Raw genomic sequence first — 14,662 nt, 5'->3', positions numbered from 1 at the left:
TCGTTGCCCGGGCAGGCCGGCCGTTCGGTGAGTTCCCGGAGAGAGTTTCCGCGGTGGCAGACTGGCCCGGTGCGCCGCCGCAGGAGGAACCGCAGGTGACCCGAACCGACGAGCCCGCCGACACCAGGACCGACGTCGTCGCCGACCAGATCCGCCAGGGCATCGTGCTCGGCAGTTATCCACCGGGGACGAGGTTGCGCCTGGCGGGACTGGCCGAGGAGCTCGATGTCAGCCGGGTCCCGCTGCGCGAGGCGTTCCGTGAACTGGTGGCCGAGGGGTTGGTCGAGGTTTATCCGCACCGGGGAGCGGTGGTCGGTCCGCTGCGCGAGCAGGAGGTCGAGGACTGCTTCCGGCTGCTGGAGACCTTCGAGGTCATGGTGGCCGAACGTGCCGTGAGTTCCGACCACCTCGGAGTCACCGCCGCGATGCGTGCCGAGCTGGACCGGATGGACGGGCTCGATCCCGAGGTGGATCGGGCCGAGATGCTGCGTGCGCACCGCGCCTTCCACTTCGCCGCCTTCGACGCGCTGGGGGAGGGAACGATGCGGCGTCACGTGAGAATGCTCTGGCACACCTGCGAGCGCTACATCAACCTCGCCAACACCGGAGCTCGCAACGAGGAGGCCAGGCAGGAGCACCACCAGCTGGTGGCGGCTTTCGCCGCGGGCGACGCCGCTTTGGCGGCGGCCATCGCCCGTGTCCACGTGCGGCACGCCGGGGACGCCGCGCTGCGTCGCTTGTCCGCCGAGACCGGGACCGACCGGTAATTCCGACCCGTGTTCGAGAAATCGGCTGTGCCGCTGCCCGGAATCGCGGTTCGCGAGGTTTCCCGAGGTCGAAAGGCTTCTGCCGCGCTTCTCACGGTCCGGGACATACCGGGGATGACCGGGAAACTCGGAGATGTCCGAAATTTTCCACGTTGTCGTCCTGATGGTTTTCGTCGTTTCCTGGTTACTCTTTTCGGGGTGATTTCGTGGCGCCGGTCGTTCGTTTCCGGTGATCCGTGGAATCGCGCGGATTGCTCGGGTTGTTTTTGTGTGATGTGGTTCATCTTCGGCGAACCGTTTTCGGGAATGGGCGTCCTACGGGGTGAAAGTCGATCGGATCGATCGTTTTCCAGTATTCCGCGAGGAGAATTCCGTCATGAAGCGTTCGACGATTGCCACCAGCATCGCCGCCACTTTTCTCGCCACCGGAACCGTGGTGGGCACGGCCCTCGGCGCCACCTCCGGCACCCAGCAGGAGCAGTCAGCCGTGGCGGACACGGCTGCTTCGCGGGTTTCCTCCTGCACCGCCGACGACCTCTCGATCAACATCACCAAGGATCCGCACGGGGGAGCCGGGCAGCGGGCTTTCGCGTTGCACTACACCGCCGCCGACGCCGACACCCACTGCCTGATGCAGGGATTCCCCACTCAGCTGAGGTTCTTCCAGCCCAACGGTGAGACCGCACCGGGTATCTCGGCCCACGCGGAGCACACCGTGGCGGAGCCGGTCACCATCGACGCCGATCACTCGGGAGTGTCCTACTTCATCCAGCCGACCGTCGGGCAGCGCAACGAGCTCGGTTCGGTCTCGTTCCAGGCACCCACCGGTGTGCAGCGCAAACAGATCGAGGTCGCCTGGCCCGACGAGCCCGTCATCGGTGCCGAGCTGAAGGTCACCCCGGTCAGCCAGGCCTGACCCCGCCCGCGGTCATCCGAGGACCGCGCGGATCGCGTCACCGCCGCAGCGCCCGAGGCCCCGTTTCCGGGTCTCGGGGCGCTCCGCTCGTTCCGCCCGGAACCGGGCGGGCGTGCGCCCCGCTCGCCCCGGCGCGGCGATTTCGCGAGAAATCGACGCCGCGCCGCTGCCGTCCTCGGGCCGGTGCCCGCCCCGCCTCGGCTGGGCTCGCCCCGTCGCAGCTGGCCTCGCTCCGCCTCAGCTGGGCTCCCCCGCCGCGCTGAGCTCGTTGCCGAGGTCGGTGGCCAACCGCCGCATCAGCGGCACCACGTCGTCGACCGCGATCCGCTTCATCCTCGCCTCGGGGCCACTGATCGAGATCGCCGAAGCCGCGGGCGCGTCAGGGATGGCCACCGCGTAGCAGCGCACCCCCACCTCCTGCTCCCCGTCGTCGAGCGCGTAGCCGAGCTCGCGGATCCGGGTGAGTTCCTCGCGCATGCCGTCGACGCTGGTGATGGTCCGCTCGGTCTGCGGGTGCATTCCGGTGCGGTTGAGAACCTGGATGACGTTCTCCTCGGGCATGTTGGCCATCACGGCCTTGCCCACTGCTGTGGCGTGCGCGTCCACGCGTCTGCCGACCTCGGTGAACATCCGCATCGAGTGCTGTGAGGGAACCTGCGAGACGTAGACGATCTGCGCTCCGTCGAGCACCGCCATGTTCGAGGTCTCCCCGGTGGCCTCGGTCAGCTCGGCCAGGTAGGGCCGGGCCCAGGAACCCAGGGTGCGGCTGGCGGTCTCCCCGAGCCGGATCAGGCTCGGCCCCAACGCGTACCGGCGGGACGGCTGTTGCCGGGCATAGCCCGTGCGGACGAGCGTGCGCATGATGCGGTGAATGGTCGGCAGTGGCAGTGCCGAAGCCTCCGCCAGGTCGCTGAGGGCGACCTCGCCTCCCGCGTCGGCCATCAGCTCCAGCAGCTCGAAGGTGCGTTCGACCGACTGAACGCCGCCCTGCGTGGGTTTGGCGCGATCGGATCCGTTCCCGCTCGCGTCCTGTCCAGCCGCCATCCAGTGTTCCTCTTCCCGTGTGTCGCTCGACCCCGTCAGCGGTCGGTTTCCGCCTCCACCGTACGGCGGTGGGCCAGTGTATCCACCCGATCAGCCCGAGAGCTCCCGATGTAGGCGATCTCGCCACTCCGGTTCGGCCTCGGCCGACGGAGCCCCGGTTCCCCTGCTCCGGAGCGGGGCGCCCTCGGGACGGTCGGTGTAGGTGGTCCACTTCATCTTGCCTGTAACGGCATGCGGAAACTAACCTCCACGATGCAAAAAACATAACGGGCGTACCGCGAGCCGGTGACGGGCTCGGTCGAGTCTTTCGACTTTCGAACCCGTCCTTGCCGTTCCGACCGCCCGGCCGGACGAGCACGGCGGGTGGGTTCCGAAAGGGTGCGAGGGCGCCACCGGCGCGGCAAGCTGTGTCACCAGCCACCGTCTGTAACCCGGCATCAGAAAGAGGTGGACTCATGTCCCAATCGACCCCGGCACAGGGCGTTGAGGTCCTCGGTGCTCCCGTGGAGCGCGGCGACGAGATCCTCACCCCCGAGGCACTGGACTTCGTCGCCAGGCTGCAACGCACCTTCGGTGCGCGACGGGACGAGCTGCTCGCCCGCAGGCAGCAGCGCCGCGACGAGGCCGCCAGGACCGGCAGGCTGGACTTCCTGGCGGAGACCCGCCACATCCGCGAGTCCGACTGGCAGGTGGCCGAGGCCCCGCCCGCGCTGCGCGACCGCCGCGTCGAGATCACCGGCCCGACCGACCGCAAGATGGCGATCAACGCGCTCAACTCCGGCGCCAAGGTCTGGCTGGCCGACCTGGAGGACGCCAACACGCCGCACTGGAGCAACGTCGTCTCCGGCCAGGTCAACCTCTACGACGCCATCCGCAAGCAGGTCGAGCTGCACTCCAACGGCAAGCAGTACAAGCTGCGCGACGACGTCGAGCACGCCGTCCCGCTGGTCCGCCCCCGTGGCTGGCACTTCGACGAGCGGCACATCCTCGTCGACGGTCAGCCGGTCGTGGGCGCGCTGGTGGACTTCGGGCTGTACTTCTTCCACAACGCGCAGGAGGGGCTGCGCCGCGGCACCGGGCCGTACTTCTACCTCCCCAAGATGGAGAGCCACCTCGAGGCCAGGCTGTGGAACGACGTCTTCGTGCAGGCCCAGCAGGAGCTCGGTGTGCCGCAGGGCTCGGTGCGCGCCACCGTGCTCATCGAGACGATCCCCGCCGCCTTCGAGATGGAGGAGATCCTCTACGAGCTGCGCGAGCACAGCGCGGGCCTCAACGCCGGTCGCTGGGACTACCTGTTCAGCGTGATCAAGACGTTCCGCTCGGCCGGTGAGGACTTCGTGCTGCCCGACCGCAACAGCGTGACCATGACGGCCCCGTTCATGCGTGCCTACACCGAACTGCTGGTGCGCACCTGCCACAAGCGCGGTGCCTTCGCGATCGGCGGCATGGCCGCGTTCATCCCGAACCGGCGCGACCCGGAGGTCACCGAGCGGGCGCTGGCCAAGATCCACGACGACAAGCGCCGCGAGGCCAACGACGGCTTCGACGGTTCCTGGGTCGCCCACCCGGACACCGTGTCGGTGTGCAAGGAGGAGTTCGACGCGGTGCTGGGCGACAGGCCCAACCAGCTGGACCGCAAGCGCGAGGACGTCTCCGTCGCCGCGTCCGACCTGCTCAACACCGCGGAGACCGCCGGTGACAAGACCCTCGCGGGGCTGCGTTCGGCCGTCGACGTCGGGGTGCGCTACATCGTGTCCTGGCTCGGCGGCAACGGTGCGGCCGGTATCCACAACATGATGGAGGACGCCGCCACAGCCGAGATCTCGCGGTCGCAGATCTGGCAGTGGCTGCACAACGGCATCGTGCTCAACGACGGGCAGCGGGTCACCAAGGACCTGGTCCGCCAGGTGCTCGCCGACACCGAGAAGGAGCTCCGCGCCGAGGAGGGCTTCCCGGTCGACAACCTGGACCGGGCCGTCGAGCTGTTCGAGCGGGTCGCGGTGGCCGACGAGTTCGTCGACTTCCTGACGCTGCCCGCCTACGAGCAGATCGACTGATCGACCGCGACGGTGGCCGCCCGGCCCGAGCGGGCGGCCACCGAGCGAGTTGCCCCGATATCGAAACAGAACGAACGTGGTGTCCGAGTCCGGTTGATGTTCTCCCGGTCGGGTTATTGATCGACCCGGGGTTTCATCCGGCACCGGCGGAGCCGAAACCTTAGTCCGCGCAACCACCCACGCGATCGCTCGGAACTTCCCCGATCAGGGGATCCGTTCGACACGAGCGCTTCAGCCCGGGCAGGACGAGAAGCTCCGGTGCGTGAGTCGGATGCATTGCGAGGCAGGGCCGCTCGCCGCGTAGGTCGCTACTCAAGAGTCGGCCCAACGCGGCAAGGCGCCGACTCACGTGACGGCTACCCGACCACGTACGCAGAGCTCCGCTGTGGGGCCGAGAACTCAAAGGAGGACAAGTGCCCAGGACCTCGTTGAACCGGGCCGATGTGGACGTTCGGCTGGCTCCGCTGGCCGATGTCGACGCGCGGATCGCCGCCAGGTTCCGCAGGACCGCGACCGCGCGTCAGCCGGTGCACACCTGCTACGTCCCGGCGGGCAGGGTGGACGCCGGGACCGTTCGGAACTGGGGAGACGAGGCCCTGGCGGCGCTCGACGAGCACGCCCCGAGCGCGGCGGAGCTCGCCGGGATCGTCGATGTTTCCGAACGCCGCGCCACCGAGATCCTGCCGCGAGTGCGGGCCAAGCTCCAGCGGTCACCCGTGGAGGACCTGCGCATCGACTTCGAGGACGGTTACGGCGCGCCCGGCGACGAGGTGGAGGACGCCGACGCCGAGCGCACCGCCGGTGTGGTGGCCGAGTGGCTGCGGCAGGGCACGGCCCCCGGCAACTTCGGGCTGCGCGTCAAGTCCTTCGACGATCCGGAGCTGCGTGCCCGTTCGGTGCGCACGCTGGACGTCTTCCTCACCGAGCTGCTCGCCAGGCACGGTGAGCTGCCCGAGGGGTTCCTGCTGACCTTCCCGAAGGTGGTCGACGTGCGGCAGGTCGAGGCGTTCGTCGAGGTGCTGGAGCTGGTGGAGCGCACCCTGGGGCTCGCCTCCGGTTCGCTGCGGTTCGAGATCCAGGTGGAAACCACCCAGTCCATCGTGGACGCCGAGGGCAGGTTGGCGCTGCCGAGGTTCATCGGAGCGGGACGTGACCGGATCAGCGGGCTGCACTTCGGCACCTACGACTACACGGCCGGCTGCGGACTCACCGCCGCGCACCAGCACCTGGCGCACCGGGCCTGTGACTTCGCCAGACACGTCATGCAGGTGTCGGCGGCGGGGACCGGGATCTTCCTGTCCGACGGGTCGACCAACGTCCTGCCGGTGGGTGCGGCCGAACAGGTGCGGCACGGTTGGCGGACCCACTACGGGCTGGTGCGGCGTTCGCTGGAGCACGGCTTCTACCAGGGGTGGGACCTGCACCCGGCGCAGCTGGTCACGCGCTACGCGGCGGTGTTCGCCGAGTTCCGCGAGTCCGCCGAGTCCGAGGCGGCACGACTGGCCGCCTACGTCTCCGCCACCGGCGGAGCGGTACTGGACGAGCCCGCCACGGCCAGGGCGCTGGCGGCGTCGTTCGTGCGGGCGCTGGACAACGGCGCCACCGACGCCGAGGAGGTCGCCCGGATGACCGGGATCTCCGAGTCCGAGCTGCGCGAGCTCGGGCGCGTGTAGTTTTCTCCGGAATCGCCGCATCCGGGCGGGAGCGGCGATTTCGCGAGAAATTGACGGCCCTTCCGGAGTTTTCGTGGTTCTCCGGAAGGGTCGTCGTCGATCCGCGGTTTCGTCGTACGAGCACCAGGATGTTTCGGGAACGGCGCGAGCGGTATCCGGTTGACCGGTTCCCGCCGTGGTACGGGGCGGCGTCGATTTCTCGCGAAATCGCGGGGCGGATGGTGCGACGGCGAAGCGGGAAGGCACCGTTCCGGCCGTGGATCGCTCGGTGCGGCCCTCGGGGCAACCGCCCTCAGAACATCCGTCCCCCGGTACCCGAAGTCCGGGGCTCGCGGGGATCTCCGGAGCGCAGCGCCGTGGCCAGCAGCAGTGCTCCGCCCAGCAGCCAGTAGGGATCCCAGAGCAGCACGTAGTACCAGTACCAGTGGCTGGCGCCGCCCTCGACCGGCACGACTCCGGCCAGCACCAGGCTGTTGCCCACCACTCCGAACAGGCCGTAGACCGCGCAGACCACCCCGGAGATCCAGAGCACCAGCGCGAGCAGCCCGCGCACCGCCCGGCGTCGCCACTGCCGCGTGGCCAGCCAGGCGACGAGGCCGATACCGGCCTTGAGCAGGGCCGCCCCGAGGTTCAGCAGCGCGAACAGCGGCGTCGGATCGTCGGTTTCCAGCGGATGCGTGCCGGTGCGGCCGCCGAACGCCCAGAACACGCTCAGCGCGGCGAACAGCAGCGCCCACACGATGCTCGCGTAGTGCGGCAGGTACCGGCCGTGCCGTTCGGTGCGCGTCACGTCCCGGACACTATCGGTGTGCGGCCGAAGCGACGACCGTGCCGCACCGGTCGCCCGGTACGGCACGGTCGTGTCGAAGCGTTTCGCGCGGGTCGTCGTGGTTTGCAGCCGTGCCGACGATCGAAAGCGGTACCTTCTTCGCGGCAGAGCCGAAAAACCCGACCCGAGTAGTCGGCCCCGCGGAAAACCACTTAGGCAGCCCGACCACCCGCGGGTTCTCCCGCGTCGCGCTCTCGCGAGGACGGCCCGACGTTGTGTAGTCGCTACCCGATGTCGGGCCCCCGGAGCGAGAGCCAGCGGGAGGTTCCGCCAAGCGAGCATCCCGGCACTCCGGCCGGCAAATTTCGATCAGAAGCAGTTCGGAGCGTTCCAGTACCTGCCCGAGCGGGTGTCCAGGTGGGTGTGGTCGTTGTGCCCGGCAGCACCGGGTCCGATGATGCCGTTGAAGCCGGAACTCCTGGCCGCGCGGGCGAGGTCGCACAGCGAGTGAGCACCGGTCAGGTCCGCCGCCTGGCCGTAGGTGTGCTTGCTGTTCGGGGCACCGCCCACGGCGTCGTTGTACGAGACGCTGCGGAATCCGGAGCTGACGTAGAGCGGGCTGTCGCCCAGCTTGTGCCGCATCGCCTCCAGCTTCCACATGTTGCGCAGCACGTTGGTGCGCACGTTCGAGGTGCTGGTGTTCCCTCCGGAGAAGCCGCTGCCGTCACCGGAGGTGAACTCGGAGTACGCGAAGTGCGCCGGGGTGCAGTCGGCGTCCTGCAGGTCGTAGATCTGTCCGTAGGTCTCCGGTCCGGCGATCCCGTCCACGGTCAGCCCGTAGCCGCTCTGGAACCGCTCCACCGCGTTCGCGGTCTCCGGGCCGTAGACACCGTCGATGTTGACCGGGTCTCCGTAGGCCGCCCAGCCCGCCACGCGAACCTGCAGTCTGCGGACATCGCTCCCGCTGTCACCCTGGGACAGCGTTTCGCCCCAGGTGTAGCAGGAGTCCGCGGCGGCGGGCGCCGGATCGAGCACGCTCGCCCCGCCCAGCAGACCGAGGCTCATCGTGAACGCGCCGACCAGTCCCAGCATCGAACGACCTGTTCGTTTCATTCCTACCTCCCTTGTAGGGGTTCGGGCGGTGTGCTCGGGTCGTGCGCACCGCCGTGGGGAAAACCGGTGTGCTCGAAGGATCAGCCGACCAGCTCGTCCCAGGTGCGGGCGTCGACCACGCCGTCGACACGCAGTCCCCGCGCGTGCTGGAAGTCCCGCACCGCCGACTCGGTGACCGGGCCGAAGATGCCGTCCACCGTCGTGCCGAGCCGCTGCTGCACCGCCCGCACCGCCGATCCGCTGTCGCCGTTCGCGCGGTCACGGACCGCCTGGTTCCAGGTCTGGTTGCCCGCCAGGCCGTCCACTATGGCGCCGGTGGAGCGCTGGAAGTCGCTCACCGCGCTCTCGGTGGCGGGACCGTAGATCCCGTCGGTGGTCAACGCCGCGCCGTGCTCGTTGAGCAGGTGCTGCAGCATCCGCACCCGCTCGCCCTCGTCATCGGGACGCAGCAGCGGCCAGCTCACCCCGGTGGGATCACCGCCGACCGAGGCGGCCACGTCCGCGCGCAGCTGTCCCAGCAGTGCGTAGAGCCGGTCGCCGGGGCAGTCGGTGGCGTTGAAGTCGCGGTGCCCGTAGATCTCGTAGGGCTCGATGCCGTAGGAGGAGCACAGCGCCACGCAGAGTTCCACCAGCTTGTCGTACTGGGTGCTCGGGAACGCCACGCTGTTGTAGGTGCCCTCGTTCTCGATCCCCACGGCCAACCTGTTCTGGCCGCTGGTGTGCGCGCTGACCACGTGGTTGCCACCGTCGTCGAAGGCGGCGAGGCTGTGGTGCCTGCCCTCGGTGATGTGGCCGCCCCGGCTGAGGGTGAAGTGCTGGCCGGTGTCGATCCAGCCGTTGTGGTCCATGTGGTAGTCCTGAATGGACCGTGCCAGCTCGAAGGCGTGCGCACGGGAGTAGTCCGTGCTGTTGGGGGTGGCGGTGTGGTGCACGATGATCTTGCGGGCCGGGCGTGCCAGTACCACCGGCTCGCTCCGGGGTGGGCGCGCTCCCCACGCGTCGGTACTCGCGACGGTCAGCGCGCGTGTGCTCGGTGGTGAGGTCGCGGCCGCGGCGGTGCCGCCCAACAACAGGCCGGTGGTTCCCAGCAGCGTGCCGCCGAGCAGCGCTCGCCGGGTGGTCTCGTTCGGTTTCGCGTCCCGCCGTCTCTCGGGCATCTGCTCGCTCCCGCCGTGGGAAATCGGTGGTCGATGATTTTCGGTTCGCGAACGGGCGGAGCGAATTTTTCCCACTGTCGGGGGAGGTGACAAGACGCTGTTCGGAGTTTCGGCCGGATTGCCGCCAACCGGTCGAGTTTCCTGCTCCGGACGGGTGAAAATGATGCGCCGAAACGGCCGTATTCCGCGTGTCTTCCTTTTTGGCAGGATTCACGCGGCATTCACGTTTTTCCCCGATCGTTCACTCGGCTCGGCGCCGGGAAAATCGGATCCGTGCGTGAGGAGAGAACAGAAACGAGAAGAGCGGTTATTCCGTGGACCGCCCGGGGAGTCACGATGAGTTCCGCGACTGGAACACGCGAAGCGGGGACCCGGTCGTGTGGACCGGATCCCCGCTTTTCGGGAGAGTCGCTCTTCGGACGTCCCTCGGGGTGGCGGTGTTCCGAAGCGGCACCGAGCACCCGGTCGTCGGGATCATCTCGTCGAGCGGTCGCGAGCCGCTGTCAGCCGCTGCGTTCGGTGTCCTGCGCGACGCTGTTCGGCCTGGGGGTCGGAACCGGCCCTGCCTGCGTTCCGCCCGCGCCCACCTCCTCGGGCTCCGCGGTGTCGGCCGGGACCACCGCTGCCGCGCCCTCCGGGGCCTCGTCCGCTCCGGAAGCCGGTTGCTCGCCCTGCCCGGAGCCTCGCGTCCCGTTGAACAGCAGGTTCAGCGCCAGCGCGGCCAGGCAGCCGGTGCTGATGCCGGAGTCCAGCACGGTACGCAGCGCGGCGGGGAAGTGCTCGTAGAAGTCCGGCGACACGATCGGGATCATGCCGACCCCCACCGCCCCCGCGACCACAAGCGAGTTCAGCGGGTTACCGAGATCCGCCTTGCCCAGCGTGCGCATCCCGCTGGAGGCGACCGAGCCGAACAGCACCAGCGCCGCACCGCCCAGCACCGGCTGCGGTACCAGCGAGACCACGGCGCCGACGATCGGGAACAACCCGAGCATGATCAGCACGCCACCCGCGGCCGCCACGACGAACCTGCTCTTGACCCTGGTCAGCGCGACCAGCCCGACGTTCTGCGCGAACGCGCTGCAGGTGAATCCGCCGAACACCGCGCTCAGCGCGCTGCCCGCGCCGTCGGCACGCAGCCCGGCCGCGATCGTCTGCTCGTCGGCGGGGCGGTCCACGATCTCGCCCAGCGCGATCATGTCCGCGGTGCTCTCCATCATCGCGACGAGCATCACGATGCAGATGGAGATCGTCGCCGTGAGGCTGAACGCCGGAGCGGCGAGTTCGAACGGCATGGGGACGTCGAAAATCGGGGCCTGCGCGAAGGTCGAGCTGTCCACCGCGCCCAGCGGCCACGCCACGAGGGTTCCGATGACCAGGCCGATCAGCAGTGCGATCCGGTTCCAGAAGCCCTTGAGGAACCTGTTGAGCAGCAGTACCAGTACGAATGTCCCCGCGCCGAGGCCGACCCGCAGCGGGGAGGCGAAGTCGGCGGCCTCGCTGTCGTTACCGGCTATCCAACCGATCGCGACGGGGAACAGCGACAGTCCGATCAGCGTGATCACGGTGCCGTTGACCAGCGGCGGGAAGAAGCGCACCAGTCGGGAGAAGTATGGTGCGGCGATAAAGGCGAGGATCCCGGCGATCAACACCGAGCCGTAGACTATGGACAGTGCTTGTTGCTGGTCGTGCTGCGCGACGATGGCCAGGATGGGCGCCACGGAGCCGAAGGTGACGCCGTTGACGAACGGCATGCGCGCCCCGACCCGCCAGACGCCGACCGCCTGCAGCAGGGTCGCGATTCCCGCCGTCAGCAGGCTCGCGCCGATCAGCAGCGTCATCCTGAGCGGGTCCAGCCCCAGCGCCTGGCCGATGATCAGTGGGGGCGCCACCACACCCGCGTACATCGCGGCGATGTGCTGCACACCGTAGGCCAGCAGTTTGCCCGGCGGAAGCACCTCGTCCACCGGATGGGAGTCCTGTCTTCCGTTTCTCGTGCCGCGATTGCGCCTACTGATGAACAGGGGCATTGGGTACTCCTGGGCCACGGAGGAAATATGGGTTAGCTAAATCAATTCTCTGCGAAATCTCGAATCAGGCGTTGCCGTCGAGTAACGGTGTGGTTTCCGAAGAAAAAGATGAAAGGTGAAACAACGGGGTCGCCGGTTCTGCTTCCGGCGACCCCGGCTGTGGAATCAGAATTCCGGCAGGCTGTACCAGGCTCGCGGTGCCTCTTCGACATCGTCGCGGGTCACGGTGCCCTCGATGAGTCCGTAGGGGCGGTCGGCGGCGAAGAACACCTCGTTCTCGTTCTTCATGCCGAATGGTTCCATGTCCACCAGGAAATGGTGCTTGTTGGGCAGCGACATCCGTACTTCGGCGACCTCGGGGTGCTTTTCCAGCACTGCCTTGCCCATTTCGTGCAGGCTCTGCTGCAACGCGTAGCTGTGGGTGGTGGCGAATGTTTCGAGCATGGTTTCCCGGATCGAGCCGAAGCTCTTCGCCCAGTCCACATCGTTGTGCAGATAACGCCACCGGGCCGTGACCGCCGTGGCGAGGATCCGGTCCTCGGTCTCGCCCAGCGTGGTGAACCGGTCCTTGGGATAGCCCCAGAACTCCGAACCCGTGGACTTCAGCACGACCAGGTCCTTGAGCCCGGAGACGACGTGCGTCTCCGAACCGTCGATGGTCACCGCGGTGGTGCGCTTCTCGTCGCTGGACCTGGCGAAGGAGTGGTCGTGGCCGGTGCCCGCCACCGGGATGCGTTCCCAGGCGTACTCCTCGACGAGGATGCGCGCGCCCTTGACCGGCTCCTGGGTGTCGATGAAGTGCCGTCCGAGCCGTACCGCGAAGTCCTCGATCTCACCGACCGGCTGCTCCTTCGCCAGGCCGTAGACCGTGTTCTTCTGGGTGTCGGTCGGCAGTACCTTGGCGTTGTCACCGGTGTAGTGCGTGTCGTCGAAGTCACCGCGCAGCGCGGTGCTGACGTTGAGGTCCTTGATGGTGTGCCTGCTGCTGCCCCGGTTGATCGTGACGATGCGGCACTCGGACTTGCCGTACTGGTTGGGGCCCATGACGATGCCCATGAGCTGATCAGCTCCCTCGGTATGTGGAATATGCGAACGGGCTCAACAACAGCGGAACGTGGTAGTGCTGCTCCGCGTCCGCGAGGCGGAAGGTGATCTGCACCTGCGGATAGAAGGAGTCGACGCCCAGGCGTTGGAAATATGTCCCTGTTTCGAAGGTCAGCCGGTAGGTGCCTTCGGCCAGCCGGTTCGGTCCGAGCTGTTTGACCCTGCCGTCGTCGTTGGTCACGGCTTCGCCGAGTGAGGTCCACCCGTCCCGCGTGGCCTGTTCCAGCGCGACCTCGATCCCCGCGGCGGGCAGCCCCCGGGAGGAGTCCAGGACGTGTGTGGTGACGGCACTCGTGGTTGTCTCGCTCACGCTTCGATCACTCTCGCCAGCCGTAGTCTCGCGATCTTGCGCAGTTCGTCGGCGACGACGCGCAGCTCGGTCTCGGGGTCGTTGTCCAGTCGGGAACGCAGGATCTCCAGCAGCTCCGGTCCGCTGCGTCCGCTCGCGCACACCAGGTAGACGTGCCCGAAGCGGCGTTCGTACTCCTCGTTGGCCTCCGCCAGCTCCACGGCCAGCTTGGTGTCGTCCGCGTCGACGCCGGACTGCTCCCGGCGGGACCACGAGGCCGAGGTGTCGTTGCCGGTGGATCGTTGACCGATCCTCGGGTGGGCGGCCAGCGCGGAGTGGATCTCCGACTCGGTGAGCTCGTTCGCCGCGCGGTCGGCCGTTTCGTAGAGCTGGTTGTCGGACTCGTAAGGCCGGTTGTCGGCCAGCTCGTTCGCCCAGCGCTGCACATCGAGGCAGGCCAGCAGTTTCTTGACGAGCTCGGGCCGGGGAAGGCTGTTGAGTCTGGCCAGCCCCGGGCCGGTGCCGGTGGAAGATGGTGCTGACATCGGTGTTCCCCACGGATTCGCGTGGTTGTTCTCCTCGGGTTCACCCGCGTGTTCCCTCGGAGCGGTTGGTGGCAAAAGTTAAGACCGCCCAACCGAGGGTGTCAACACTTTGTTGAAAGTTGCTGGTCCGTGCTGTGCGTTCGCACAATGATCGCAGTTCCGGCGCGTGGTGTTCGGCCGAATCGCCCGGTTCGGGACAGCTGCGCGTGTCGGTGTCGCGCTACTGCGTTCGGAGCAGTGCGGCGACCGGGACTGTGCGGCGTGTGCCCGTTCGGTGTGGTGTCCGTTCGGTGTGGTGTCCGGCCGACGCGGCGGCGATTTCTCGCGAAATCGCCGCGCCGGGTCGAGAGATGGAAGCCGCGGCGGGCGCGGCCCGGTGGGGAAGTGCGGCGCGGCCGGGGCCGCTGGGGCGGCGTCGGTGAGGCGCTGCCGAGGGGCCGTCGGGGAGGCGGACGGCGGTTGTTCAGGAGCGTTCGCGGTTGAGGTAGTTGTACACGGTGAAGCGGCTGACCCCGAGTTTCTTGGCCACGGACTCCACCGACTTGCGCAGCGTGAAGGCGCCGCGTTCCTCGAGCAGGCGCACGGCGCGCTGCTTGTCGGCCCTTGAGAGGTCGGCCAGGCCCGCGCCCAGCTCGGTCTCGACCTGCGCGATCAATCGATCCAGTGCGCTGGTGAGTTCCTCGTTCGGCATCCGGACCGCGACGGCGGGCACGCCGTCCCAGTAGAGCAGCACGTCGTCGGATTTCCGTTCCTCGACCGGCACCGTGCTGGCGCCGATCCGGCTGAGCAGCGGCTGGATCGCGGAAGTCAGCGGATGCACGTGAAACCTCAACCGTCCTGGGATGTGTCGTCGATGCTGACCTGCAGCGTGATTCGGTCCGCCCCCGCGTCCAGGGTTCGCTCCAGCACCGCCGACAGCGCCGGAAGTAACACCGCCCGGTCCCCGCTGATGGCCGTCCCGAGCGGCCCGAACTCCGGTTCCAGTCCGGACTCGCGCAGCGCGTCCCGAGCCACGGCCGCGTGTGCCGGGGGATCGCCCTCGCCCTCGAACGGTTCCGTCGTGAACTCCGCTCTGAGTCGCATCGAGCACCTCCGCTTCCGTCCGGCCCCGTCGTACGCCTCATCACGGTAGCCCGCCGGTGCGATGGGTGTTGACCCTGTCGTGGACACTCAGTATTCTATCGCTGTACGAAATAATAAT

General features: G+C 68.1%; 14 protein-coding genes. 4 read left to right on the top strand and 10 right to left on the bottom strand.

Annotated elements, in window-relative coordinates; genetic code table 11:
* Positions 1-95: 95 nt before the first annotated feature.
* Positions 96-767 carry a GntR family transcriptional regulator gene (locus BM150_RS02485; RefSeq protein ID WP_092923361.1) on the top strand — a complete coding sequence of 224 codons (672 nt, stop codon included), beginning with the start codon at positions 96-98 and terminating at the stop codon, positions 765-767.
* A 376-nt stretch (positions 768-1,143) separates the two neighbouring features.
* On the top strand, positions 1,144-1,683 hold the full coding sequence (locus BM150_RS02480; protein WP_092923045.1) for a hypothetical protein: 540 nt from the start codon (positions 1,144-1,146) through the stop codon (positions 1,681-1,683).
* A 237-nt stretch (positions 1,684-1,920) separates the two neighbouring features.
* Here BM150_RS02480 and BM150_RS02475 read toward each other — a convergent pair whose 3' ends face one another.
* Positions 1,921-2,727 (bottom strand): IclR family transcriptional regulator, encoded by an 807-nt coding sequence (locus tag BM150_RS02475; RefSeq protein WP_092923042.1) that lies wholly within the window; start codon positions 2,725-2,727, stop codon positions 1,921-1,923.
* A gap of 455 nt (positions 2,728-3,182) precedes the next feature.
* On the opposite strand from BM150_RS02475, the gene aceB reads away from it, so the two are divergent.
* Together aceB and BM150_RS02465 are read left to right on the top strand one after the other, a co-directional pair.
* Positions 3,183-4,784: a malate synthase A gene (aceB, locus tag BM150_RS02470; RefSeq protein ID WP_092923039.1), complete on the top strand. Its 1,602-nt coding sequence runs from the start codon at positions 3,183-3,185 to the stop codon at positions 4,782-4,784.
* A gap of 413 nt (positions 4,785-5,197) precedes the next feature.
* On the top strand, positions 5,198-6,457 hold the full coding sequence (locus tag BM150_RS02465) for a DUF6986 family protein (RefSeq protein WP_092923035.1): 1,260 nt from the start codon (positions 5,198-5,200) through the stop codon (positions 6,455-6,457).
* 292 nt (positions 6,458-6,749) lie between these two features.
* Here the strand turns inward: BM150_RS02465 and BM150_RS24635 are convergent, their stop codons facing one another.
* The 9 genes from BM150_RS24635 to BM150_RS02420 form a co-directional block, all read right to left on the bottom strand.
* Entirely contained in the window at positions 6,750-7,247 is a 498-nt protein-coding gene (locus BM150_RS24635) for a DUF3995 domain-containing protein (protein WP_245755206.1), read from the bottom strand.
* Positions 7,248-7,595: 348 nt separating this feature from the next.
* Complete coding sequence (locus BM150_RS24845; protein ID WP_281243635.1) at positions 7,596-8,339, bottom strand: M15 family metallopeptidase; 744 nt, start codon at positions 8,337-8,339, stop codon at positions 7,596-7,598.
* A gap of 80 nt (positions 8,340-8,419) precedes the next feature.
* The gene (locus tag BM150_RS02450) at positions 8,420-9,496 is read right to left on the bottom strand and encodes a peptidoglycan recognition protein family protein (RefSeq protein WP_092923025.1); all 1,077 of its coding nucleotides are present in this window, start codon (positions 9,494-9,496) and stop codon (positions 8,420-8,422) included.
* Between the two features lie 503 nt (positions 9,497-9,999).
* Positions 10,000-11,523, bottom strand: a complete 1,524-nt coding sequence (locus BM150_RS02445; protein ID WP_175496639.1) for a nucleobase:cation symporter-2 family protein — start codon at positions 11,521-11,523, stop codon at positions 10,000-10,002.
* Between the two features lie 165 nt (positions 11,524-11,688).
* A complete protein-coding gene (pucL, locus tag BM150_RS02440) occupies positions 11,689-12,579 on the bottom strand; it encodes a factor-independent urate hydroxylase (protein ID WP_092923022.1) in 891 nt (296 codons plus the stop codon).
* A gap of 7 nt (positions 12,580-12,586) precedes the next feature.
* Entirely contained in the window at positions 12,587-12,937 is a 351-nt protein-coding gene (gene uraH, locus BM150_RS02435) for a hydroxyisourate hydrolase (RefSeq protein WP_092923019.1), read from the bottom strand.
* The gene (gene uraD / locus BM150_RS02430) at positions 12,934-13,461 is read right to left on the bottom strand and encodes a 2-oxo-4-hydroxy-4-carboxy-5-ureidoimidazoline decarboxylase (RefSeq protein WP_092923016.1); all 528 of its coding nucleotides are present in this window, start codon (positions 13,459-13,461) and stop codon (positions 12,934-12,936) included. The genes uraH and uraD overlap by 4 nt, the downstream gene beginning before the upstream one ends.
* Positions 13,462-13,924: 463 nt before the next feature.
* On the bottom strand, positions 13,925-14,281 hold the full coding sequence (locus BM150_RS02425) for a helix-turn-helix domain-containing protein (RefSeq protein ID WP_092923013.1): 357 nt from the start codon (positions 14,279-14,281) through the stop codon (positions 13,925-13,927).
* 8 nt (positions 14,282-14,289) lie between these two features.
* Positions 14,290-14,544 carry a thiamine-binding protein gene (locus tag BM150_RS02420; protein WP_092923010.1) on the bottom strand — a complete coding sequence of 85 codons (255 nt, stop codon included), beginning with the start codon at positions 14,542-14,544 and terminating at the stop codon, positions 14,290-14,292.
* Between the last annotated feature and the right edge of the window lie 118 nt (positions 14,545-14,662).

The sequence above is a fragment of the Actinopolyspora alba genome, from assembly GCF_900112765.1.
In the GTDB taxonomy this organism is placed as follows: Bacteria; Actinomycetota; Actinomycetes; order Mycobacteriales; family Pseudonocardiaceae; genus Actinopolyspora; species Actinopolyspora alba.
This window is presented reverse-complemented; position numbering and strand designations above follow the sequence as displayed.